Origin of the sequence: Pantoea sp. SS70, from assembly GCF_029866845.1 — a bacterium.
GTDB classification, from domain to species: domain Bacteria; phylum Pseudomonadota; class Gammaproteobacteria; order Enterobacterales; family Enterobacteriaceae; genus Pantoea; species Pantoea leporis.
Genome location: NZ_CP117199.1, coordinates 1,323,419 through 1,346,854, shown reverse-complemented (window position 1 = coordinate 1,346,854; position 23,436 = coordinate 1,323,419). Strand labels below are relative to the sequence as shown.

General features: G+C 57.6%; 19 protein-coding genes. 6 read left to right on the top strand and 13 right to left on the bottom strand.

Features of this window, described 5'->3' with window-relative positions; genetic code table 11:
• Positions 1-8: 8 nt before the first annotated feature.
• Positions 9-980, top strand: a complete 972-nt coding sequence (locus PO881_RS06180; RefSeq protein WP_192236582.1) for a LysR family transcriptional regulator — start codon at positions 9-11, stop codon at positions 978-980.
• 200 nt (positions 981-1,180) lie between these two features.
• On the opposite strand, the gene PO881_RS06175 is transcribed toward PO881_RS06180, so the two are convergent.
• Together PO881_RS06175 and PO881_RS06170 are read right to left on the bottom strand one after the other, a co-directional pair.
• On the bottom strand, positions 1,181-1,699 hold the full coding sequence (locus tag PO881_RS06175; protein ID WP_280172612.1) for a GNAT family N-acetyltransferase: 519 nt from the start codon (positions 1,697-1,699) through the stop codon (positions 1,181-1,183).
• Positions 1,696-2,259 (bottom strand): XRE family transcriptional regulator, encoded by a 564-nt coding sequence (locus PO881_RS06170; RefSeq protein WP_101763144.1) that lies wholly within the window; start codon positions 2,257-2,259, stop codon positions 1,696-1,698. The genes PO881_RS06175 and PO881_RS06170 overlap by 4 nt, the downstream gene beginning before the upstream one ends.
• A gap of 151 nt (positions 2,260-2,410) precedes the next feature.
• Here PO881_RS06170 and PO881_RS06165 point away from each other — a divergent pair, with 151 nt between their 5' ends.
• Positions 2,411-3,145: a MerR family transcriptional regulator gene (locus PO881_RS06165; protein WP_101763312.1), complete on the top strand. Its 735-nt coding sequence runs from the start codon at positions 2,411-2,413 to the stop codon at positions 3,143-3,145.
• 169 nt (positions 3,146-3,314) lie between these two features.
• Here the strand turns inward: PO881_RS06165 and PO881_RS06160 are convergent, their stop codons facing one another.
• The 4 genes from PO881_RS06160 to PO881_RS06145 are packed head-to-tail and all read right to left on the bottom strand — an operon-like array spanning position 3,315 to position 7,052.
• Positions 3,315-4,046: an ABC transporter permease gene (locus PO881_RS06160; RefSeq protein WP_110865787.1), complete on the bottom strand. Its 732-nt coding sequence runs from the start codon at positions 4,044-4,046 to the stop codon at positions 3,315-3,317.
• Positions 4,046-4,981, bottom strand: a complete 936-nt coding sequence (locus PO881_RS06155) for an ABC transporter ATP-binding protein (protein ID WP_192413953.1) — start codon at positions 4,979-4,981, stop codon at positions 4,046-4,048. The genes PO881_RS06160 and PO881_RS06155 overlap by 1 nt, the downstream gene beginning before the upstream one ends.
• Complete coding sequence (locus PO881_RS06150; RefSeq protein ID WP_101763147.1) at positions 4,974-6,140, bottom strand: ABC transporter permease; 1,167 nt, start codon at positions 6,138-6,140, stop codon at positions 4,974-4,976. Before PO881_RS06150 ends, PO881_RS06155 begins: the two co-directional genes overlap by 8 nt.
• A 3-nt stretch (positions 6,141-6,143) precedes the next feature.
• A complete protein-coding gene (locus PO881_RS06145) occupies positions 6,144-7,052 on the bottom strand; it encodes an ABC transporter substrate-binding protein (RefSeq protein WP_101763148.1) in 909 nt (302 codons plus the stop codon).
• Positions 7,053-7,267: 215 nt separating this feature from the next.
• On the opposite strand from PO881_RS06145, the gene PO881_RS06140 reads away from it, so the two are divergent.
• A complete protein-coding gene (locus PO881_RS06140) occupies positions 7,268-8,734 on the top strand; it encodes an MFS transporter (RefSeq protein WP_280172611.1) in 1,467 nt (488 codons plus the stop codon).
• Positions 8,735-8,773: 39 nt separating this feature from the next.
• On the opposite strand, the gene idi is transcribed toward PO881_RS06140, so the two are convergent.
• Entirely contained in the window at positions 8,774-9,307 is a 534-nt protein-coding gene (gene idi, locus PO881_RS06135) for an isopentenyl-diphosphate Delta-isomerase (RefSeq protein WP_101763150.1), read from the bottom strand.
• Between the two features lie 211 nt (positions 9,308-9,518).
• Positions 9,519-11,414 carry a methyl-accepting chemotaxis protein gene (locus PO881_RS06130; protein ID WP_280172610.1) on the bottom strand — a complete coding sequence of 632 codons (1,896 nt, stop codon included), beginning with the start codon at positions 11,412-11,414 and terminating at the stop codon, positions 9,519-9,521.
• Between the two features lie 239 nt (positions 11,415-11,653).
• Here PO881_RS06130 and PO881_RS06125 point away from each other — a divergent pair.
• Positions 11,654-12,789 (top strand): IS3 family transposase gene (locus PO881_RS06125; RefSeq protein ID WP_277975161.1). Its coding sequence is split into 2 segments (ribosomal slippage): positions 11,654-11,909 and positions 11,909-12,789, totalling 1,137 coding nucleotides; the frame shifts between segments, so codons are not numbered across the junction.
• Positions 12,790-12,835: 46 nt separating this feature from the next.
• On the opposite strand, the gene PO881_RS06120 is transcribed toward PO881_RS06125, so the two are convergent.
• Complete coding sequence (locus PO881_RS06120; RefSeq protein WP_008102641.1) at positions 12,836-13,948, bottom strand: suppressor of fused domain protein; 1,113 nt, start codon at positions 13,946-13,948, stop codon at positions 12,836-12,838.
• A 225-nt stretch (positions 13,949-14,173) separates the two neighbouring features.
• Here PO881_RS06120 and PO881_RS06115 point away from each other — a divergent pair, with 225 nt between their 5' ends.
• Positions 14,174-14,467 carry a hypothetical protein gene (locus tag PO881_RS06115; RefSeq protein ID WP_271460021.1) on the top strand — a complete coding sequence of 98 codons (294 nt, stop codon included), beginning with the start codon at positions 14,174-14,176 and terminating at the stop codon, positions 14,465-14,467.
• Between the two features lie 3 nt (positions 14,468-14,470).
• On the opposite strand, the gene PO881_RS06110 is transcribed toward PO881_RS06115, so the two are convergent.
• Together PO881_RS06110 and bglX are read right to left on the bottom strand one after the other, a co-directional pair.
• The gene (locus tag PO881_RS06110; RefSeq protein ID WP_192414235.1) at positions 14,471-15,334 is read right to left on the bottom strand and encodes an oxygenase MpaB family protein; all 864 of its coding nucleotides are present in this window, start codon (positions 15,332-15,334) and stop codon (positions 14,471-14,473) included.
• A gap of 145 nt (positions 15,335-15,479) precedes the next feature.
• Positions 15,480-17,777 carry a beta-glucosidase BglX gene (gene bglX, locus PO881_RS06105; RefSeq protein WP_280172609.1) on the bottom strand — a complete coding sequence of 766 codons (2,298 nt, stop codon included), beginning with the start codon at positions 17,775-17,777 and terminating at the stop codon, positions 15,480-15,482.
• Between the two features lie 154 nt (positions 17,778-17,931).
• Here bglX and dld point away from each other — a divergent pair, with 154 nt between their 5' ends.
• Entirely contained in the window at positions 17,932-19,641 is a 1,710-nt protein-coding gene (gene dld / locus PO881_RS06100) for a D-lactate dehydrogenase (protein ID WP_280172608.1), read from the top strand.
• Between the two features lie 133 nt (positions 19,642-19,774).
• Here the strand turns inward: dld and PO881_RS06095 are convergent, their stop codons facing one another.
• A complete protein-coding gene (locus PO881_RS06095; protein ID WP_101763157.1) occupies positions 19,775-22,216 on the bottom strand; it encodes a DUF3772 domain-containing protein in 2,442 nt (813 codons plus the stop codon).
• A 254-nt stretch (positions 22,217-22,470) separates the two neighbouring features.
• Positions 22,471-23,400, bottom strand: coding sequence for a D-alanyl-D-alanine endopeptidase (pbpG, locus tag PO881_RS06090; RefSeq protein WP_137385419.1), 930 nt, complete (start codon positions 23,398-23,400; stop codon positions 22,471-22,473).
• Between the last annotated feature and the right edge of the window lie 36 nt (positions 23,401-23,436).

Here is a 23,436-nt window from a genome sequence, read left to right as displayed (position 1 = left end):
TAGCAAAAATGGAAAGTAAAGTTTCCCAGTCCGGAAACAATGCAAATAATCGCAGCGATAATGCGGTTCTGGCACTGAGTAATATCGATTTAAAATTACTGCGGGTATTTAAATGCGTGGTAGAAGCGGGCGGATTAACCGCTGCCAGCCACGAATTGAATATTGGTCTGGCGGCGATCAGTAAACAGGTTTCCGATCTGGAAATTCGTCTCGGCATGACGTTATGCAGCCGCGGACGCGAAGGTTTTGAGCTAACGCAGTACGGCATCAACGTCTATCAGGCCACGCTGGAGCTGTTCGTCTCGCTGAATCTGTTTCGCGAGCGGCTGCACAACAGCCGCAACGAACTGCTGGGCGACATTGCCATTTGCGTGGTGGATAACACCATCTCCGACCCGCAATCTCCGGTCACCGCAGCGGTGCAACAGCTGCACCAGAAAGCGCCAAAGGTACAAATTCGACTGCAAACCGCGCAATTAGATGATATTGAGCGCGGCATCAGCGAAGGCCGTTTTCATTGTGGTATTGCACCGGTTTATGAAATGAAAAGTGATTTTGATTACTTCCCGCTTTATAAGGAATATTCAAAATTATATTGCTCCATGTCACATCCTTTATATTCTGGATCGTGCGATAAAAATATATCGCTGGACATATTACGTGAGCAGAAAATTATTAATCATTTATATGTGACGCCGCGCGACGATCGTCGCATCATTCCCTTGCAGGACAGCGGCGTGCAGGCGGTTCAGGTTGAATCTGTCGCCATGCTGATTTTAACCGGCCATTTTATTGGTTATTTACCGGAACATTATGCCGCCGCGTTTATTGCGCGTGGGCAGCTGTGTGAGTTAGGTGATGATTCGACTCGCCGTGAAAACCCGTTTTGTTTGATGATGAAGAAGGGCCGCAAAATAAACCCGATTATCCGGCTGTTTATGCAGGCGCTGGGGATTGGCGAGGCGGAAGGACCGCACTGAGTTGGTGCGTTTGGAGATTGTGCTCGCTGTGCCTGGGTTTTGTGCTCGCTGTCCCCCATCCCGGCCTTCCCCCGCAAGCGGGGGAAGGAGATGCTGCCACATGCAGCTTCAACACTGACATATGGCAGCATCTTCCTCCCCCATTTATGGGGGAGGACCGAGGAGGGGGACAGCGAGCACAATCACAATCACATTCACAATCACCCCAACACCTTATACATCACCGTAGTCGCATCCAGCACACCTTCGGTTGACTCGGCATACAGCGGAATCGACCCAGCAATCTGCCAATCCATCGACAAATACAATGTGGTTGCCACGTCGCCGCTGCGCGTATCCAGCACCAGCAGGGTTTTTCCCTGCTGTGCCGCCAGCTGTTCGGCTTGCTGCATCAGGCGGCGCGCGATGCCCTGACGTCTGGCGCGGGGATGCACCAGCAGCTTACTGATCTCCGCCCGATGGCGACCGTTCGGCATTGCGCTGAATCCCACCATCACCGTCGCCACAATCACGCCCTGCTGATACGCCACCAGCAGCTGATTGTCGCCGCTCGCCAGGCTGTAAATTTTGTCCTGCCAGAAGCGCTCAATGGCCGCGCGATCGTCCGCATCAATAAAGCCCACGCTGGCGCCATCGGCGACGCAGCCCTGCAGCACATCACACAATGCCGCCAGCAGCGGCTGCGCCTGGGTGGCGCTGAGAGGTTCGATGTCAATCATGGTTTGCATACCACCAAAATGTAGCGCGCGCCGCCTTCGGCATGGGCGGCAAACGCGGATTTGCCAGTGAGATGAAAGCGCAGACAGTCGCCTGCCTGCAGCGTCCAGTGCTGATCGTCCATGCTGATGGTCAGCTCGCCTGATTGCAGCCAGATGTGCTGCTCCAGTCCCTGAATCGGCGGCGCATCGTAATCAATGCGCGCGCCAGGACGCAGCACACCTTCCACCACTTCCGCTTTAAAGTGGCTGGCGGGCGGTGATACGTTGCGGCGCTGGAAGCCGCTGGCGTCATCGCGCCATACCGGCTGTTGCGCCGCTTTCAGCAGCAGCGCGGCCTCCTCTTCCACCTCGCTCAGCAGGCGCGACATGGTCAAGCCGTAGGCCACGCAAAGGCGGTTAAGCAAAGCGGCTGTGGGGCTCGTTTCGGCGCGTTCAATGCGCGATAACGACGCCCGACTGATGCCGGTCGCCATCGCCAATTCATCTAATGACCAACCGCGTTGTACGCGTAATTCAGCCAGTCGCGCCGCCAGTCGATCGTCGGTATCCGAAGCAGACATTTTCACCTCTCATATACGGGAAATAAATCTCACATATGAGATATGACCTTAAATAAATAAAGCGGTCAAGTTGTACAATTAAAAAATCATTGTACAACCCAGTCGTGGGGGTTAAGGTGTTGTTATGCAGGTCAGAATTTTTGAGGACTTTATGGCCTTATACAGTATCGGGGATGTGGCCGAACGCTGTGGAATCAACCCGGTAACGCTTCGCGCCTGGCAGCGACGTTACGGTCTGTTAAAACCCCAGCGTACCGAAGGTGGTCATAGGCAGTTTGATGATGAAGATGTTCAGCGTATCGAAGAGATAAAGCGCTGGATAGAGAGCGGCGTGCCTGTTGGCAAAGTGAAAGCGTTGCTGGAAGGCGCCACGGTCAATGTGGATGACGGTTGGTCGGCTCTGCAGGAAGAGTTGATGAGCGTACTGCGCCACGTTCGCCCGGCGAAATTGCGCGTTAAAATTGCCAATATTGGCCGGGAACATCCGGTGGATGCGTTGATCGATCACGTGTTCGTGCCGGTTCGCCAGCGTCTTGGTTTAGATCAGAACACCGCGCGCACCATGTGCAGTCTGCTTGATGGCGCGCTGATTGATTATGTGGCGTTTTGTCTGGCCTGTGGACGTAAAAAAGCCGGTAAAGATGCCTTGATGCTGGGTTGGGCGGTGGAAGATCGTACCCGCATCTGGCTGGAAGCCTGGCGTTTGTCGCAGCAAGGCTGGCGCATGGATGTGCTGGCGGAGCCGCTGGACATGCCGCGCCCTGAGTTATTCCCCGGACAAAACCTGTTTATCTGGACCGGCAAAAAGCCGACGCGTCGTCAGGTCGAGCAGTTTGAACACTGGCAGGCGCAGGGTTTTGCCATTCACCTGCACGATCCCGCATAAGTAAAATCGCACACACGGCCTTTGCCTGGCGTGGTGTGCGCGTTATCATGCCGCCCTAAATTTCTTTTCTCAGGTCTCCTCATGAACTGGAATAAACTCCTTATCGGTTCCCTGTTTGCCATCATGGCGCTTGGCGGCATGGGCGGCATGATGCTGGTCGGCTACAGCCTCATTGTGCATACCCACTAAGTTTGCGCTGCACGCGCTCTAACAGGCGATCGCAAATCAACGCCAGCAGCGCCACCAGCAGCGCGCCCTGTATCACATAGGCGGTGTTAAAGCCGCTTAGACCGATAATCACCGGCGATCCCAGACTCTCCGCGCCCACCGTGGAGGCGATAGTTGCCGTGCCGATGTTGATCATCACCGAGGTGCGCACGCCCGCCATGATCACCGGTGCCGCCAGCGCCAGCTCAATCTGCCACAAGCGTCGCCACGGCCCCATGCCGAGGCCGACCGCGATTTCACGATTGCTGGCCGGTACGCTATCTAAACCTGCCAGCGTGCCCTGCAAAATCGGTAGCAAGCCGTAGAGAAACAGCGCCATTACCGCGGGCGTGGCACCAAACCCCATCACTGGCACCGCAATCGCTAACACCGCAACCGGCGGAAAGGTTTGCCCGGCCGCCGCCACGGTTTCCAGCAGCGGACGAAAGGCGCGCCCGGCGTGACGCGTAGCAAACACCGCACAGGCAACGCCGACCAGCAACGCCAGCAGGCTGCCGCTGACCACCAACGCCAGATGCGCCAGCGCCAGCCGCCAGAAACTCTCCTGCTGATAGAGCGGACGCTCGAGCTGTGGAAACCAGTGAGCAAACAGCGGACCGCTGTGCGGCAAGCCCCACAGTAGCAGCAGAAAGGCCGCCAGCAGCCAGTAGAGCGGATCGCGTAACAGCCGCATCAGCTCGCCTCCCGCTGGCGCAGCAGATCGCTGAAGTGCAGCACGCCCAGCGGCTGTTGCTGCTGATCGATCACCGGCAATTTATCGGTGCGGCGCGCAATAAATTGCGACAGCGCTTCACGTAGCGTAAGCGATTCGGCAATCGGTTCGGCGTCCAGCCATTCACCGCGTCGCGCCGCGCTGCCCGCACGTCCCAGCGCCAGCAAACGCACGCCGAGCTCGCTGCGACCAAAGAACTCGCGGGCAAAGTCGTTCACCGGCTGAGTCAGCAGATCGATTGGCCTGCCCTGCTGCACGATTTCGCCGCCGTCCATCAGCACCAGCTGATCGGCCAGCGTCAGCGCTTCGTCGATGTCATGCGTCACCAGCACCACGGTGCGACCGGACATTTTCTGAATGCGCAGCATCTCGTGTTGCAGCGCCAGACGGTTGACCGGATCGAGCGCGCCGAAAGGTTCATCCATCAGCAGCAACTCGGGATCGGCCGCCAGCGCACGCGCCACGCCGACGCGCTGCTGCTGTCCGCCCGACAGCTGATGCGGCATGCGCGTCGCCAGATGGCTGTCGAGATTGAGCAGCGCCAGTAGCTCCTCGACGCGTTGAGTGATCTTCGCCTGCGGCCAGCCGAGCAGCGAGGGCACGGTGCCGATGTTCTTCGCCACGTTCCAGTGCGGAAACAGGCCAATCGACTGAATGGCATAACCGATGCGGCGGCGCAACGCGCGCGCATCCATGGTTTCGATGGCTTCTCCGGCAAAACGGATTTCGCCGCTGTCGTGCTCCACCAGCCGGTTGATCATCTTCAGCGTGGTCGATTTGCCCGAACCTGAGGTGCCAATCAGCACGGTAAAACTGCCCTTCTCAATCTTCAGCGACAGGTTACGTATCGCCTCTTTGCCAGCGAACACTTTGCTCACCTGGTGAAATTCAATCATGACGTCTCTCCAGCAGTGCCGACAGTAAACGCAGCAGCGCATCAAAAATCACCGCCAGCGCCACCACCGGAATCACGCCCAGCAGCACCAGATCCAGCGCGCTGCTGAGCAATCCCTGAAAAACAATGGCGCCGAATCCGCCCGCCCCAATCAGCGCCGCGACCACCGCCAGGCCCACGGTTTGCACCACCACCACGCGTAGCCCGGAGAGCCACACCGGCAGCGCCAGCGGCAGTTCGGCGTGCCAGAACTGTTGCCACGCGCTCATGCCCATGCCGCGCGCGGTTTCACGCACTTCCTGCGGCACCTGCTGCAAACCGGCCACCACGCTGCGCACCAGCGGCAGCAGCGCGTAGAGCACCAGCGCAATCAAGGCCGGCGCAATACCGATGCCGCTGATGCCCCAACGGGCCAGCAGCGGAAAATGCGCCACCAATCCCGCCAGCGGCGCAATCAGTAAACCGAACAGCGCCACCGACGGCACCGTTTGAATCAGGTTAAGCACGCTAAATGCGGCATTCTGCCAGCGCGGACGCCGCGCAATCGCCAGCCCGAGCGGCAATCCGATGATTACCGTCGGCAGCAGCGTGCCGCCCAGCAGCCACAAATGCTGCGTGAAGGCCGCATCAAACACCGCCGTGCGGTTGGCGTACTCTTTCAAAAGCGAGAGACGATCAAGATGACCGCTGAGTAACAGCGCCAGCGGTAGCAGCCAGATTTGCAGGTTAAGCACGATGCGCCACGGAGTACTGCGGGTGATTTGCCGGACCGCTTCTGCCGCCAGCAGCAGCGCCAGCGCCGCCGCACACCACAAGCCGCTGCCAAACGCGGTGCGCGCCAGCGGGCTCCCGCTGTTCGCCAGTTGCGTGGCCTGTTGTCCGGCCAGCCAGATGAGTAAGGCCAGCAGCACTTCCGCCGCCAGCAGCACCGATATCGCGTGAATGCGGCGCGGCGGCCACCACAAGCTCTGCCACAGCCACAGCAACGGGATGAACAGCAGTATGCTGTTGGTCACCTGCCATAACGTCAGCGGCTGGCCAGAGACCAGCCGATTGGCGGCAAAGCTCAATAGCGGCAAGGCAAACAGCGCCAGCGTGATAAGCGCGATTAACACCAGCAGCACCGGCTGCTGGCGCGGTCGGAATAACAACGACGACACTGCTTACAGCAACTTATTGGTCTGTAGCCACTGTTTCGCGACCTGGCTGGCATCCTGACCATCCACCGCGATCTGCGCATTCAGCTGCTGCAGGGTTTTCTCATCCAGCTTGCTGAAGACCGGCTGCAGCCAATTGCCGATGTCCGGATATTGTTTGAGCACGCTTTCGCGGATCACCGGCGCAGGGGCATAAATCGGCTGCACGCCTTTCGGATCGCTCAGCGTTTGCAGGCCCAGCGCCGCTACCGGACCGTCGGTGCCGTAGGCCATCGCCGCGTTCACGCCAGAGGTTTGCTGCGCCGCCGCTTTGATGGTCACGGCGGTGTCGCCACCGGCCAGCGACAGCAGCTGCGCCTGCTCCAGTTTGAAGTTGTAGGCTTTTTCAAACGCCGGTAACGCATCGCTGCGTTCGATAAATTCCGCCGAGGCAGCCAGTTTGAAAGTGCCGCCTTTTTTCAGGTAAGCGCTGAGATCGTCCAGCGTGTTGAGGTTGTTCTTCTGCGCCACGTCGCCGCGCACCGCAATCGTCCAGGTATTGTTAGCTGGCGCGGGCGTCAGCCATACCAGATGATTTTTCTCGGCGTCGAGTTTTTTCACCTTCTCGTAGCCCTGCTGGGCGTTCTTCCACGCCGTGTCTTTCTCATCGTTGAAGAAAAATGCGCCGTTGCCGGTGTATTCCGGGTAGATATCCAGCTCACCGGCGGTGATCGCGCCGCGCACCACTTGCGTGGTACCGAGCTGGATTTTATTGACGGTTTTTACCCCATGTTTGTCCAGCACCTGCAGAATAATGTTGCCGAGCAGCGAGCCTTCGGTATCAATTTTGGAACCAACTTTCACCGGATCTGCCGCCTGCGCTGCACCCATGCTCATTGCCAATGCCATCATTCCCAATAAACCCTGCTTTATCATCCCGCTTCCCTCATTTGTTTTCATTGTGTGACTATCAAGCGTAGCCTGGCGAAAGGGGATAGGCGCGGTCAAGCGGCTTACTTCGTGCTTTTTTTGCTATCAATTGCCTATCGGTTATAACCAAAACGCAGCACATATAACCAATTGGAATTTTCGATGTTAAGACGGCGGCTTATGCTCACAGTCCCACTCATTACAATAAATTACAAAACATCATGACCGACTTAGCTTCTCCGGCGCACGTCGCGCAGGCAGGGAATGTCCCCACCGGTGAGACCAAATGGGTCCGCAGCGCGGCCGATGTCTCCGGGCTGGTGAACAACAGCAACGAATCGCGCAGCAACGCGCGCATCGTGATCGCCATTGCGCTGGGCGGCGTGTTCCTTGACGCCTACGATCTCGGCGCATTGGCGTTTGGCATCAAAGACGTGACGCGCGAGTTCCAGCTGACGCCCGCAGGCACCGGCATGGTGGCATCGGCGATTACCTTTGGTGCGATTGTCGGGGCGCTGATTGGCGGCTACCTCACCGACAAAATCGGTCGCTATCGTGTGTTTATGGCCGACATGTTTTTCTTCGTGGTGGCAGCGTTAGCCTGTGCGTTCGCGCCAAACGAATATGTGCTGGCCGGCGCGCGCTTTGTGATGGGACTGGGCGTCGGGATCGACTTACCGGTGGCGATGGCGTTTCTCGCCGAGTTTTCGAAGCTGCGCGGGCAAGGTAACAAGGCCGCCAGCGTGGCGATGTGGTGTCCGACATGGTACGCGGCGATCAGTATTTCCTATCTGCTGGTTCTGCTGCTGTATGCGGTGTTGCCCGAAAGCCACACCGATTGGCTGTGGCGTTTGATTCTGGGTTTTGGTGCGGTGCCTGCGCTGCTGATCATCGCCATTCGCAGCCGTTACATGAGTGAGTCGCCAATTTGGGCAGCCAATCAGGGCAACCTCACAGGCGCGGCGGAGATTCTGCGCAACTCTTACAACATCAACGCGCAGGTGGCGGATGACGCCGATCTGACGCCGCAGAAAGCGGTACGTAAAGCCAGCTGGCGCAACTACGGCGCGCTGCTGCAGGGCGTCTATCGTCGTCGTACCATTCTGGCAACCGTCACCTCCATCGCCTCGTCGTTTGCCTATAACGCGGTGGCGTTTGGCCTGCCGGTGATTATCTCCAGCTTCTTTGCGCAATCGATGCTGACCACCATTCTGGTATCGCTGGCGCTGAATCTGCTGTTTGCCTTTGTCGGCGGCTTGCTGGCGGTGCGGCTGGTGCCGCGTCTCGGCGCGTGGAAGATGTCGGTGGCCGGTTACGCTTGTCAGTGCGTGGCGCTGCTGGGATTGGCGTTGATTGGTCGTCCGGAAGGCGGCGAACAGGCGGCGGTGGCGATTGCCATGCTGGCGCTGTTCCTGTTTGGTCAGGGCTTTGGTCCCGGCTCGCACACCATGACGTTTGCTTCGCTGAGCTATCCGGCTTCGCTGCGCGGCGTGGGCGTTGGCTTCAACCAGACGCTGATGCGCGGCAGTTCCACCGTGTCGCTGTTTGCCTTCCCGCTGCTGGTGGCGGCGTTTGGTACTGGCGTGTTCTGGGTGATTTTCCTTGCGCCGCTGATTGGCTTACTGGCGCTACTGGCGATTCGCTGGGAGCCGTCGGGTTACGACGTGGATGCGGAAGATTTTCAGTGATGGATTAACAGAGGTCGCCATAAATGGCGACCTTCGTCTTTAAGCCGTCAGGCGAAACTCGCCCAGCGTATTGGGAATGCGCGGGAAGGTATGCAAAAACCACGGCGTGAACTGCGCCGGATTCTCCTGCATCTCCTGCTGAATCTGCGCAATCGAGCGATAGCACCATGCATCCGCCTCTTCCGGGTTGAGGACCGGCTGCTCATCGCTGATGGCGAAGAACACGTGGCCATATTCATGCTCGGTCAAGCCGTTACTCAGCGGCAGGTTGTAGCTCAGCTCAAACACCGGCGTTAACGCAACATTCATGCCCATCTCTTCACGCAAACGGCGCTCGGCGGCATCGCGCGTGGATTCCTGCGGATAGGGATGACTGCAGCAGGTGTTACTCCACAATCCACCACAGTGATATTTAGTGCTGGCACGGCGTTGCAGCAGCACTTCATGGCGCGAATTGAACACGTAAACCGTCACCGCGCGATGCAGCAATCCTTTTTCATGCACTTCCAGCTTTTCCATTTTGCCGATAGGGCGATCGAGGTGGTCAACGAGAATAACTTCAATGGCGGGCATGACAACTCCTTCGGAAAATTCGCAGCTATTGTACACAACCTCCAAAGGGTTGATGGAGGAAATAGCGCACATTCCGTGCGTTAACGTGGGCACATTAAAGCGTAGCAGCCTGCGGAGAATTCAGCATAAAAAAGCGGGGAATGGCGTTAATAGAGAAGATGTGTGCGGTGTGTGAGAAGGCCGCCATGCATGGCGACCTTCTCCACAAAACTTACAGCTTAAAGCTTTGCACCACCTGCTCCAGCTGCACGCTTTGCTGCTGCATCGACTGCGCGGCGGCTGAAACCTGCTCGACGAGCGCGGCGTTCTGCTGAGTGCTGCCGTCCAGCTGGGTAATCGCCACGTTAACCTGATCGATGCCCATGCTCTGCTCGCGGCTCGCTGACATGATTTCGCTCATCAGCGTGGTCACGCTGCTGACGCCCTGCATCAGCTCATCCATGGTTTGCCCGGCCTGCTCTACCAGTTGGCTGCCGGTATCGATATTCGCTACCGACTCCTCAATCAGCTTCTTAATTTCACGCGCCGAGTTAGCCGAGCGCTGTGCCAGGTTGCGCACTTCTGATGCCACCACGGCAAAACCGCGCCCCTGTTCACCGGCGCGCGCCGCCTCTACTGCGGCGTTCAGCGCCAGGATGTTGGTCTGGAAGGCGATGCTGTCGATGACGCTGATGATATCAACCACTTTGCGCGAAGAGTGATTAATCGCGCCCATGGTGGTGACCACCTGACGCACCACTTCGGTACCGCGTGCCGCAACCTGCGACGCGCCATCCGCCAGCTGATTCGCATGCGTGGCGTTGTCGGCGTTCTGACGCACTGTGCCGGTCAGCTCTTCCATCGATGCCGCCGTTTCAACAATCGAACTGGCCTGCGATTCGGTACGCGCCGAGAGATCGGCGTTGCCGCTGGCGATTTCACGCGAAGCCGCCGTAATCGCCAGCGCGCTATCGCCCACCTGACGCATCAGGCCTTGCAGATAGGCGATGAACTGGTTGAAGCTCTGCGCCACAGCGTTGAATTCCGGGCTGTTGCTGGCGGGCAGACGCTGCGTCAAATCGGCGCCGCCGGTTGATAAGGCTTCGATGTTGCTGTTCAGCACCGCGAGGCGTTTCATCATGGCGCGCACAAAGCCCAGCAGCACCAACAGCAGGATCACCGCCAGCGGAATCTGCACCAGACCCAGACGCGTCAACATGCTGTGAGTTTGCGCATCCAGCAAGCTCGACGGCACATCGCTGGCGAGATACCACGGGCTACCGGCAATCGCCTGCACAAACAGCGTGTGTTCGCCATCTTCACCTGCAAAGGTGGTTTGCGCGGGCTGCCCGCCCGCCTGCGCCAGCAGACCTTTTAACGCGGACGCCATCGGCAGCTGGGTATCGGCGAGGTTTTCCAGCTTCGGCGCACCATCCACCAGCGCGGCGTTACCCACCACTTTACCGTCAGCTTCAACGATCAGTACGCGGCCCTGAATCGCCTCACCCATCTGTTTTGCCAGTTGGTTGAAGAAGCCGAGCGTCACGTCAATGGTCGCCACGCCCCATACGGTGCCATCGCGATAGATCGCCATCGCGCAGTTGGTACGTGGCTGCGGGCTGGCAGCATCCTGATAGGCTTTTGCCCATGCGCACTGGCCCTTCGGCGCGCTCAAACCATCTTTGTACCAGGATTGCTCCCAGTATTTGTCGGCGGCGTCCGAGTTCCAGTAAGTGTTGACCTGCAGCTGGTTACTGGCGTTGCGCGCAAAGAACGAACTGTCTTTCTCTTTGGCCGGATCGCGACGGTTCGGTAACGGCCAGATGCCACCGCCGAACACGTTGCTGTCCTGATATTGGTTAACTAAGGCGGGCAGCAAGGTATCAATGGCTGCGCTGTCCATCACGCCTGCGGCTTCGGTAATGGCGCGCTGCTGTGCCTGGACGCGGTTCATCTGCTCGACGATGCGTCCGGCCAGGCCGTCCACTTCGTAACGTACCAGACGACTTTCATTTTCGGAGAGTTGCGGAGCGATAAACTGATTAATTACCAGCACGGTAACCAGCATCAGACCGGCAAAAAAGGCGACCAGCGTCGCGGTGAAACGGGATTGTGTTGTTTTGAACATTATGTGTGCCCTTACCCTGGTTGGCGAGTTGCCTGATCGAGGTTAACGGCGTGTTAATGGGGAACTTGAGGTGAGCACGATCACAAAGCAGTGAAATAGTTGATTTGGGTGATAATTTAAAATCGTAGGGTCGGCATCGATGAACTGCACCCCAAATGTTGGACCATAATCTGACATTGATGGAGTGACCCCGAGCCCATAGACAAATCTGCCCTATATTTTGAGCATAGGAGGAGTCTATGGGCACACCACGATTTACCCCTGAGTTTAAAGAAGAAGCCGTCCGCCAGATCACCGAGCGGGGCTATTCCGTCGCCGACGTTTCTGAACGCTTGGGCGTCTCGCAACACAGCCTTTATAAATGGATCCGCTCTATAAAACCTGATGCTAGCGGGCACCAGGCGCAGGATCTGCTGGATGCCCGGACGGAGATCCTCCGGTTGAAAGCGCAGCTCAAGCGAACTGAGGAGGAGCGGGATATCCTGAAAAAGGCGGCGCGGTACTTTGCAAGGGAGCCCGACTAAAGTACCGCTTCATTAACGATCACCGTCAGGTCTGGTCGATCACACTAATGTGTCGGGTTCTGAAGGTTGCCCGTTCCGGTTTTTACGTCTGGCTCCACTGCCCGGTATCAGCCGGAGAGGAGGATAATCAGCGGCTGCTGACGCTTATCCGCGACTCTTATACCCTGAGTGGCGGCGTTTATGGATACCGACGGGTCCACAGTGACCTGCGAGAAATCGGAGAGGTATGCAGTAAAAACAGGGTAGCGAAAATTATGCGGCAGAACAGAATCAAGGCCGTACATGGCTATAAAATCCCGCGAGGAGCACGGGGACGTCCGTCAGTCATTGCTCCTAACCGGGTACAGCGGGAGTTCACAGTCGTTAAACCGAACCAGGTCTGGGTAACGGATATTACCTACATACGGACCTGGCAGGGCTGGCTGTATCTGGCCGTGGTGATAGACCTGTTTGCCCGCAATGTGGTGGGTTGGTCAATGAAACCCTCACTGTCGCGCGAACTGGCGCTAGATGCTCTCCTGATGGCCGTCTGGCGACGAAGGCCTGAGGAAACCGTTATCGTACACAGCGACCAGGGAAGCCAGTATGGCAGCGATGACTGGCGACGGTTCTGCCAAGCTAATAACCTGTCACCCAGCATGAGCCGACGCGGCAACTGCTGGGATAATGCAGTGGCAGAATCCTTCTTCAGTTCGCTAAAAAAAGAGCGTATCAGAAAGCGGATCTATAAAACCCGGGACATGGCCCGGGCTGATATCTTTGATTATATCGAAGTGTTCTACAACCGGACACGACGCCACAGCCACCTGGGAGGCGTCAGTCCAGAGGCCTTCGAAAAGGCCTCGTCGTGAGGACAGTGAATGTCTACGGGAACGGGGTCACTCCAGCCGACCTGATTTACGGAGCGGGAGTTTCAACCACTTCCTGGCGCGGCCGGAACACATGATTATTGCCGTCCGCCAGCAAACGCTGCAGCAGCTGCTGCCCACCGCGATCGTCAGCCTGCGCAAACTGGCGTTCGGCTTCGGTAATTGGCGTGGACCACAGCAGATTCACGCGGTCGCCATCGCGTTTCGGCAGGCGGAATTGCGCCGCTTCGGGAGCGAGATCGTTGGCCAGCAGGAAGCTTTCAAAGCCAACCGGCGCCACTTCCGACGCCAGCGTATGCCCTTCGCCAATCCAGGTCAGGCGCGCCCACGGCAGATGGGCAAACTCAGCCAGCGCGCTCGCCATCTGCACCGCATTGGCTTCGGTCATCACTTCACCGTCCACCGCCATCGCCAGCTCGACGCGGCGATACTGCGGCGCCAGCTCGTCAAACAGGTGATCCACCTGCGGCATCGGACGGATCCCCATGCCAAGCGTCAGGAAATACCAAACGCCATTGTGCAAGTGCTGCGAAATCGCCATTGGCGGCCAGTTGCCTTGATCGATGGAGTAATATTTTACCGATTCGCCAAACTGCGCCTGATAACACTGCATCAGCTCGCGCTGCACCACATCCCACAAGTGTCCGTCGTGCCAGTCACGCCAGAAGTGACGCTGCTGTTCAGCGCGCGCGTAATAATCGTTGGTGGAGGCCGATCCCAGCGGTGCGGTCAGGCGATTCTCTTTGATGCAGGCAGCAGAAAAACTCACCTGCTTATCCTGATACAGGCTCCAGCCGGGGATCACCGCCAGCAGTTGACCGTAATACCACAGCGCGGCGCCGTCGTCGCTGGGCTCCCACAGCACCTGTAATCCGGCGGGATCGAGCATCGGCTCGGCTTCCAGCGTGCGGCAATACTCGGCACTGAGCAGCGGCGCAATGCCCTGCTCCATCGCTTCACGATCTTCCTGCGCGGGCGCAGGCAGCAGGTTACGTAGCCAGCAGCCGCGCACCGCGTATTGGCTGCGAAACAGGTCATTCGGCCAGATATAAAAATAGGCCGTACGCGCATCCTGCTCGACGATCGCGGTTAGTGTGTGTTGCTGATTCGGCACCTCAGCAATCAGAGGTTGGTGGGTCATAACGCCTCGATATTACCTGGAGGAATCCATTTTCCCCGAGAATAGAGCAGGATCGGCACTCGTGCCATGTGACACAAGGGTAAAACTCTCAAAGTGCCAGAAGGGAAAGATGAGTGCGGCTTATCAATTGCCGCTTAACACGCTGACAAGCTTCAGATTAATTTGCGATTCTTTTACCATTTCACGTGATATGGTTTGCGCATTCACCTCTTTGGAGCTGCCATCATGGTGCTGCAAAACCTCGATCTGAACCTGCGTGACGTGGTTATTTTCGCGATGTTGGTGTGGCTGTTTATCCGTTATACATGGGTGATGACGTCGCTGACGCTATTGCTGAGCGGCGTGGCGTTGCTGGTGTTATTACCGCTTGATATCTATTACAGCCTGCTGCCGCTGGCGCTGATTGGCCTCGGACTTGGCATGATGCTGCACCATTATCAGCAACGTCAGCTGGCACTAAAACGTGAAGCGCGCACACCGCGCACTTACACGCAGAAAGAGGATGAGCTGCATTTGTAACGCTTAGCGGCCCATGCGCTGCATGGCGCGGGTATAAGCGCCGCGCTGAATCGACCAGCGCAGCAGCCCCGCAATCACCGCCATTTCCCGATCCACACGCCACTGCGTTAGCGGCCCAACTGGCTGCTGAATCTGCTGTTGTGCCCAGTCAGGCAACAATCCCATTCCCGCTTTCAGCATCACGCGCATTGCCGGTTTCGCCTGCCAGCTAGGTGCAGGCGCGTTAATCAGCAATTGCATCACCTCCAGCGTGCGCGCATCACAGAGCAACTCGGGCCGCATCATCTGTAGATACGCCTCAACCGCCTGCACGCTTTTCGGCACCCGCTGTGCGCCAAGCGCCTCGGCAACTAATGCCGCTTCCTGATAGTAACGATCCTGATCGGCCAGGCTGAGCTGCGGATTTTTGTAGCGCAGATGCGCCGCCAGAAAACGGCTGGTTTCCGCGACGTGTACCCAAGTGAGCAGATGCGGATCGCTGGCGGCATACGGCTTGCCCGCGTTATCGACACCGGTGACGCGCAGGTGAATCCGTTTGACGCGGTCGATGAGGATGTTGGCATCGGCGGTGTTACCGAAGGTGGTGACGGCGATAAACTGGCTGGTGCGCCGCAGGCGGCCCATCATGTCCTGCCGGAAATTGGAGTGATCCCACACGCCCGCCAGCGCCGCCGGATGCAGCATCTGCAGCATTAAGGCGCTGATACCGCCGCACAGCATCGAGGGGAAGTCGCCATGGACGCGCCAGATTACGTGGTCCGGGCCAAATAAGCCGGGATCGCCAGGCGGTTGCGAAATGTCGAATTCGTTGAGTGACAGGCCGTTGAGGCGGAAGACTTGCTGTTGGATGCGTTCGCGGATGTTCATGGGTTTGTGCTTGTGCGGTTGTTGCCCTCACCCCGGCCCTCTCCCGCACGCGGGAGAGGGAGAGGATCGAGCCGGGATTGAATACCGCACCCATCGGTTCCCTCTCCCGCGTGCGGGAGAGGGTTAGGGTGAGGGGCATCAGCGATTACAGATAATCAAACTGTGCATCCTGCGTGCGCACCGAATCCAGTCCAATCATCACGTTGATTTTGCCTGGCTCGGCAACCTGCTGCATCTTCTGGTTCCAGAATTTCAGCGCATCAACGTCGATCTTAAACTTCACGGTCTGCGATTCACCGGCTTTCAGCATGATGCGCTGGAAGCCGCGCAGCTCCTGCACCGGACGGCTAATGCTGGCGACCGGATCGTTGAGATAGAGCTGCACCACGGTTGCACCATCGCGTTTACCGCTATTGGTCACGGTCACTGACGCTTCCACCGAGCCGTTACGCGGCATAGTGCGTGACGACATCTTCACCGGCGACACCGTGAAGGTGGTGTAGCTCAGGCCGTAACCAAACGGATAAAGCGGACCGTTCACCGCATCGTAGTAATGCGAAGTGTACTTGTTCGGCCTGGCGAAGTTGTACGGACGACCGGTTGGCAAGTGGTTGTAGTAAATCGGAATCTGGCCCACCGAACGTGGGAAGGAGACCGGCAGCTTGCCCGACGGGTTGTAATCGCCGAACAGCACATCGGCGATCGCGTTGCCGCCTTCAGTACCGCTAAACCAGGTTTCCAGCATCGCATCGGCTTGCTGATCTTCCTTCACCACCGTCAGCGGACGGCCGTTCATCAGCACGATCACCAGCGGTTTGCCGGTGGCCTTCAGTGCGGCCAGCAGCTTCTGCTGACTTTCCGGGATCACCAAATCGCTGCGGCTGGAGGCTTCATGCGCCATGCCCTGCGCTTCACCCACGGCAGCCACCACCACATCAGCTTTTTTCGCCTGCGCTACCGCTTCGTCAATCAGCTCCTGCGGTGAACGCTTGTCCACGCTGACCGCCTGCTCATACAGATTGAGGAAGTCCTGAATGCCTTTGTTGTCGGTGATGTTAGCGCCTTTGGCGTACAGCACCGTACCTTTGCCCGCCATCGCATTGCGTACGCCTTGCAGCAGCGGAATCGACTGTTTCGCCACGCCGGCGGCCGACCAGCTGCCCATGATGTCGCGCTGGCTATCCGCTAGCGGACCCACCAACGCAATGGTGGCGTCTTTCTTCAGCGGCAGCGTTTCGCGCCAGTTTTTCAGCAGCACAATGCTTTTACGCGCCACGTCACGCGCTTCGGCGCGATGCAAACGGCTTTCCGCATTGGTGTCCTGCGGATCACTCTCTTTCGGCCCTAAATGACTGTAAGGATCGTTAAACAAGCCCATGTCATATTTGACGTTCAGCACATGGCGCGCGGCATCGTCCACTTCCGCCATGCTTACCGCGCCGCTCTTCACCAGGCCCGGCAGATATTTGCTGTAGTACTCGTCGCTCATGCTCATGTCGATGCCTGATTTCATCGCAATGCGCACCGCATCCTGTGGATCGCTGGCCACGCCGTGTTTAATCAGTTCTTTAATCGCACCGTGATCGCTAATGGTGATGCCTTTGAACTTCCAGTCGCCGCGCAGGATGTCTTTCAGCAGCCAACTGTCTGCCGTGGCCGGTGTGCCATTCAATGAGTTAAGCGCCACCATCACGCCACCGCTGCCGGCATCCAATGAGGCTTTATACGGCGGCAGATAATCCTGGAACAGGCGCTGCGGGCTCATGTCGACGGTGTTGTAATCTCGTCCACCTTCCACTGCGCCGTAGGCCGCGAAGTGCTTCACGCTGGTCATGATCGAGTAGCGATCCGCCGCGCTTTTGCCCTGCATGGCTTTCACCATGCTGCTGCCCATTTGCGCGCTGAGGAAGGTGTCTTCACCAAAGCCTTCCGAGCCGCGTCCCCAACGAGGTTCGCGGGACACATCAACCATCGGCGCCCACGTCATGTTGAGGCCGTCATCCGCGGCTTCATAAGCAGAGACGCGTCCCACCTCGGCGATGGCATCCAGATCCCAGCTTGCCGCCAGGCCAAGTGGAATCGGGAAAATGGTGCGCTGACCGTGCACCACGTCATAGGCGAAGAACAGCGGAATTTTCAGGCGACTGAGCTGCATCACCTGATCCTGCATGGCGCGAATATCCTGACGCGTCACGGTGTTAAAAATTGCCCCGACCTGACCGTGCTGAATCATGTCGCGAATCGCCGATTTTGGCGTATCCGGTCCTACGCTGATCAAACGCATCTGCCCGATTTTTTCATCAAGGGTCATTTTGCTGAGCAGCTGATTCACAAAGGCGTCGCGCGCCTGTTCAGTCATCGGATGTGGGCCAAACAGATCGTCCGCGAAAGCGGGTTGCATGGCTAAGGAGACAGCGAGGCTAACAGAGTAAATCCATTTCATCAGGTCGGGTTCTCTTAAGTGACTGCGCAATATCGAAATAACCGGGGCAGTTTGCCACAAGATGAGGATAGCAGGTAGCCGCCATGTCACACCGCGCTCCTGTCGCTGGCGCATGCTACAGTAAAAGCGCCATGTTAAAGACAAGGATAGGCCAATGAATAACAACACTTCGCACCCTACTCTGCTCACCGAACTGCGTCGTCTGGTCGGATCGTCGAACCTGTTAACCGACGCGGAACAGACCGCGCGCTACCGTAAAGGTTTTCGCTCGGGCGAAGGCGAAGCGCTGGCGGTGATTTTCCCCGGATCGCTGCTTGAGCTGTGGCGTGCGTTGCAGGCGCTGGTGAGCGCCGATGCGATCATTTTGATGCAGGCCGCCAACACCGGCCTGACCGAAGGTTCCACGCCAAACGGCAACGATTACGATCGTCCAGTGGTGGTCATCAGCACCTTGCGTCTGGATAAGTTGCAGCTGATCGACAACGGCAAACAGATCCTCGCCTTCCCCGGCAGCACGCTGTATCAGCTGGAAAAAGCGCTGAAGCCGCTTGGCCGCGAGCCGCATTCGGTGATCGGTTCCTCCTGCATTGGCGCCTCGGTGATGGGCGGGATTTGTAATAACTCGGGCGGATCGCTGATCAAACGCGGTCCGGCCTACAGCGAAATGGCGCTGTTTGCGCAGATTGATGCCAGCGGCAAACTCAAGCTGGTGAACCATCTCGGCATCGATCTCGGCCATTCGCCGGAAGAGATGTTGGGTCGGCTGGATGACGATCGCTGGCAGCAGAGCGATGTGCGCTGGGATGAACGCCACGCCTCGGATCATGAATACGCCGAACGCGTGCGCGATATCCATGCAGAGACGCCAGCGCGCTTCAACGCCGATGAGCGTCGCCTGTTTGAAGCCTCCGGCTGCGCCGGTAAGCTGGCGGTGTTTGCCGTGCGTCTGGATACTTTCCCCACCGAACCGCAGCAGCAGGTGTTCTACATCGGCACTAATAATCCGGCGGAACTGGGCGATATTCGCCGCCATATACTGGCGGAATTTACCCATCTGCCGGTGGCGGGCGAATATATGCACCGCGACATTTTCGACATCGCCGAGGTGTACGGCAAAGATACTTTCGTGATGATTGATAAACTCGGCACCGACAAAATGCCGCTGTTTTTCACCCTGAAAGGCCGCGTGGATGCCTGGCTGGGCAAGCTGAACTGGGTGAAACCGCATCTCACCGATCGTTTATTGCAGCGCGTCAGCAGCTGGCTACCGGCGCATCTGCCTAAACGCCTTAAGCAGTATCGCGACAAATATGAGCATCACCTGATGCTGAAGATGTCCGGCGACGGCGTTGCCGAAGCGCAGGCCTATCTGACCGAATATTTCCGCGAAGGCGGCGGCGCGTTCTTCGCCTGTGACGCCAAAGAGGGCGCGCACGCGTTCCTGCATCGCTTTGCCGCCGCCGGAGCTGCGGTGCGCTATCACGCGGTGCATGCCGATGAAGTGGAAGACATTCTGGCGCTGGATATCGCGCTGCGTCGTAATGATGAAGCGTGGTTTGAACGCCTGCCGCCCGAGTTCGATAACGATCTGATCCACCGTCTCTACTACGGCCACTTCTTCTGCCACGTGTTCCATCAGGATTACATCGTAAAAAAAGGCGTGGATGCGCATACGTTAAAAGAGAAGATGCTGGCGATTTTAGCCGCGCGCGGCGCCGAGTATCCGGCCGAGCATAACGTGGGCCATCTGTATCAGGCGAAACCGCAGCAGCAGGCGTTTTATCAGCAGCTCGATCCCACCAACAGTTTTAATCCAGGAATTGGGAAAACCAGTAAGCAGAAGGGTTGGGCGGTCATAAAATAAACAACGATGTGGCCGTGTGTTAGGCCCCATCTTTTCCGATCCGTAGCGGCGCAATTAATTGCGTTGTTTTGACCTTTTCATCGCAGTCAAATTGCGCGATAAATCGCGCCGCTACAGTGGTGCAATCACGTCATTATGGCAACGGATCGCTTTGCTGATCTTGTGCTGCGGCCACGGCGCGGCGCTCGATGATCATGGTCTGCGGCGTCGATAGCATAATGCCCTCTTTGCGCAGACGCGTCAGAATATCGAACAGCAGATCGCTCTTGGCACCGGAAATCTGGCGTTGACCGGCAACGTTGCCGGTGACGCTCAACACGATGCCCGCTGGCGTCAAATCTTTGAACGACACGGACGGCTCCGGCGTCTCCAGAATACGTTCGTTCTCCTGATACACTTCCAGCAGAATTTCACGCACCCGCACCGGATCGATATCCAGCGGGAACGTCAGCAAGATGGTGACCACGCCCTGCGCGTTACCCATGGTGGCGTTACGCACGTTCTGCGAAATAAACTGCGAGTTCGGCACAATCACCGTCGATTTGTCGCCGAGCTGAATTTCGGTGGCGCGCACGTTAATACGACGGATATCCCCTTCAATGCCGCTGATGCTCACCAGATCGCCCACTTTCACCGGGCGCTCGGTCAACAGAATCAGGCCGGAAATAAAGTTCTTCACAATCTCCTGTAAGCCGAAACCGATACCGACCGACAAGGCGCTCACAATCCACGCCAGTTTGTTCCACTGCAGGCCCATAATCGACAGCGTCAGCAGGATAATCAGCACGTAACCGATATTGCTGAACAGCGTCACCAGCGACACGCGCATGCCGACGTCCATGGTGGTTTTGGGCAGGAAATCTTTATCCAGCCAGCGACGCACCGAACGCAGCACGTAAATGCCCACCACCAGACAGAGAATCGCGTTCACCATGTGTGCCGGCACAATGTTCAGCGACTCCAGCCCTTTGCCGCCCCAGAACTCAATCACCTTCTGGATCAGCTCAATCGGCGTTGATGAGGCAAAGGTGCCGTTCAGCAGTGCCAGCGCCAGAATGGCAATCAGCACGGTTTTACCCAGCGCGCTGAGCAGCGTCGCCGCCTGTTGCAGGTAACGCTCATCAATATTCAGCGTGGTTTGCAGGCGCTTGCCGGTGGCATTGCTGGTGGAGAACAGGCTTTCGCAGCCGTCATTCACCAGATGGCTGAGGAAGTAGAACGAACCAAACAAAATGCCGCACCAAATCACTTCATAACTAAGGAAGCGCGCCAGCGTGACGTAACCGATGATCAGTGAAATCAGGATGCCGAGCGCCGTCAGCATCAGCGCCAGCTGCACCAATCCCACCAACGTTGAACGCGCTTCAGGCTGCTGACCTTCCTGCACCATGCGGCGGCGTACGCGGTTGATGCGCATGCCGATCGCCAGTCCGGTACTGCCAATCAGCAGCGCGGTCAAGCCGTTAGCAAAAATGGTGGTATTCAGGCTGGTGCCGACGCTGTAGTTGAAGGCTTCCACCGTCTGAAAAATAAACACCAGCGCCGCAGTGAACGGCGGGAACGGCTTCAGCGCTTGCGCGACTTCGTTGGAGATGGCCGGCAAACGCCAGCTTGGGCGACGTGTGGAGAGGAACGCGCGGCCTAAGCCGGCAATCAAGCCGCAATAGACGCTGAGCTGCACCAGCCGATCAACAAAATCCTGCACATCACCCGAGACTTCATCACGGCGCGTAAAGGCCAGCGCGATGAAGTTAAAGGTGATCACCACCGCGGCCAGCGTGGTGAGCGCGGTGGTGGCGGCGAGGAAGCTGCGACGTAAGCGCCCTTCCGGCATCTTATGAATGCTGACCCAGGCAAAGAACTCTTCGCTGTAGCGACGGCCCAGCGTCATCACCAGCATCGCGGCAAACAGCCAGGCAACGGTGCCGAAACGCCAGCCAGATTCCCACGACAGCGCGGCGGTGTCCTGCAATTCAGTAATAAACTCGCTGATCTTCTCGCCATCAAGATCCTGACTGCTAACCAGCGGCGCCCAGAAGCGCGGGCCAAGGATACTGCCAGAGTTCAGCGCCAGCTGGCTTTTCAGCTGGTCACGACGCAGGTTGACGATCTGCGATGACAGCACCAGCGCACCGTTTTTGATGCCATCGGCTTGTTTGATCTGATCGTCCAGCTTGGCTTTCTGGCTCTCCAGCGCCGCACGTTTGCGCGTCACTTCAGGCGTCTCTTTCACGCCGCTGTCGGCTTTCGGTGCCGGGCCGAGAACCGCCAATTGTGCATCCAATTGCTGGCCCTGCGGGATCAACGCCTGGCCGAGGGTTTCGGCATTACCAGAAAGCTCCAGCGCCATCTCATTAAGCTGGTTGAGCTGGCTTTCATTGGTATCGCCCGAGACCTGGCCTTTAATTTTGTCGAGAATTTTCTGCATCTTAGGCAGCTCGACCGAGGCATTCACCTTGGGTGCGGCGTCCTCTGCCTGATCGTTGGGCGGCGTATCTGCGGCCACGCTCAGCGTGGGAGCTAACAGCACAAGCAGCAGTAAAAACGGGGTAAACAGATGACGAAACTTGAACATATGAATGAGATTCCAGCGTAATAACAGCCGATAAACGCAAGTGCGATCGTGAATGGCGGCTAGTTTAAGACGTTGCCGACACTGAAACTATAGGAATGAAGGTGTAAAACTTTGGCGCTAACGATAAGCGTTTTTGCAGATGAGCGTAACAACACAACGCACAATCTGTAGCGGCGCAATCTATTGCGCATCCTGCAGAATCTGCAATGGGCAATAGATTGCGCCGCTACGGTATGTGCGTGCTTTAAATCCAGTTATTCATTATTCGCGGTCAAACCTGACTTCTGCTTCTTATACGCCAGCGCAGCGGCCGGAACCGGTGCGGCTTTACCGGTTTCCAGCCAGTCGCGCAGGCGGTTGGCATCGGCGAAATGGGTGTATTTACCAAAGGCATCCAGCACCACCAGCGCCACCGGACGGTTGTTGATCACCGTGCGCATCACCAGACAGTGCCCGGCTTCATCGGTATAACCGGTTTTGGTCAGCTGGATGCGCCAGTCGTTTTTGTACACCAGATGGTTGGTGTTACGGAACGGCAGAGCGTAGCTCGGATGTTTGAATACGGCGGTGTCTTCTTTGGTGGTGCTCAGTTCGCCAATCAGCGGGTACTGTCGCGTGGCTTTCAATAGCTTGACCAGATCTTCCGCGCTGGAAACGTTCTGAATCGACAGGCCCGTCGGCTCGACATAGCGCGTGTGCGTCATGCCAAGTGAGCGTGCTTTGGCGTTCATGGCGCGAATAAACGCATCGTAACCGCCCGGATAGTGATGCGCCAGGCTGGCGGCAGCGCGGTTTTCCGAGGACATCAGCGCCAGTAGCAGCATGTTGCGGCGGCTAATTTCGCTGTTCAGTTTGACGCGGGAGAACACGCCGCGCATCTCAGCGGTATGGCTGATATCCACCGACAGCATTTCATCCATCGGCAGTTTGGCATCCAACACCACCATCGCCGTCATCACTTTGGTGAGTGAGGCGATCGGACGTACGCGGTTAGGATGGCTGGAAAACAGCACTTTGTTGTTTTCCAGATCGACAATCATGGCACTGCCGGAGGCGATTTGCGGTTGGGCAATCGGCGCCAGGTTTGCGAGTGCCGCCGGCGCAGCGAGCGCGGGCGTTATAGCGGCTGGCGCGGCGACAAACAGCGCCAGCGACAGCAAGGAAATACGCATTTTTGCAGACATCGTGTCAAAAAAATCCGGTCAGGAGTTTTGCGCTGT

Coding starts and splice junctions, on each gene's coding strand:
- PO881_RS06170 (WP_101763144.1), bottom strand. CDS start 2,259: ATGTCTGCTTCGGATACCGACGATCGACTGGCGGCGCGACTGGCTGAA.
- PO881_RS06180 (WP_192236582.1), top strand. CDS start 9: ATGGAAAGTAAAGTTTCCCAGTCCGGAAACAATGCAAATAATCGCAGC.
- PO881_RS06120 (WP_008102641.1), bottom strand. CDS start 13,948: ATGACCCACCAACCTCTGATTGCTGAGGTGCCGAATCAGCAACACACA.
- PO881_RS06160 (WP_110865787.1), bottom strand. CDS start 4,046: ATGCGGCTGTTACGCGATCCGCTCTACTGGCTGCTGGCGGCCTTTCTG.
- PO881_RS06140 (WP_280172611.1), top strand. CDS start 7,268: ATGACCGACTTAGCTTCTCCGGCGCACGTCGCGCAGGCAGGGAATGTC.
- pbpG (WP_137385419.1), bottom strand. CDS start 23,400: ATGTCTGCAAAAATGCGTATTTCCTTGCTGTCGCTGGCGCTGTTTGTC.
- PO881_RS06110 (WP_192414235.1), bottom strand. CDS start 15,334: ATGAACATCCGCGAACGCATCCAACAGCAAGTCTTCCGCCTCAACGGC.
- PO881_RS06115 (WP_271460021.1), top strand. CDS start 14,174: ATGGTGCTGCAAAACCTCGATCTGAACCTGCGTGACGTGGTTATTTTC.
- idi (WP_101763150.1), bottom strand. CDS start 9,307: ATGCCCGCCATTGAAGTTATTCTCGTTGACCACCTCGATCGCCCTATC.
- PO881_RS06155 (WP_192413953.1), bottom strand. CDS start 4,981: ATGATTGAATTTCACCAGGTGAGCAAAGTGTTCGCTGGCAAAGAGGCG.
- bglX (WP_280172609.1), bottom strand. CDS start 17,777: ATGAAATGGATTTACTCTGTTAGCCTCGCTGTCTCCTTAGCCATGCAA.
- PO881_RS06165 (WP_101763312.1), top strand. CDS start 2,411: ATGGCCTTATACAGTATCGGGGATGTGGCCGAACGCTGTGGAATCAAC.
- dld (WP_280172608.1), top strand. CDS start 17,932: ATGAATAACAACACTTCGCACCCTACTCTGCTCACCGAACTGCGTCGT.
- PO881_RS06145 (WP_101763148.1), bottom strand. CDS start 7,052: ATGATAAAGCAGGGTTTATTGGGAATGATGGCATTGGCAATGAGCATG.
- PO881_RS06175 (WP_280172612.1), bottom strand. CDS start 1,699: ATGATTGACATCGAACCTCTCAGCGCCACCCAGGCGCAGCCGCTGCTG.
- PO881_RS06130 (WP_280172610.1), bottom strand. CDS start 11,414: ATGTTCAAAACAACACAATCCCGTTTCACCGCGACGCTGGTCGCCTTT.
- PO881_RS06095 (WP_101763157.1), bottom strand. CDS start 22,216: ATGTTCAAGTTTCGTCATCTGTTTACCCCGTTTTTACTGCTGCTTGTG.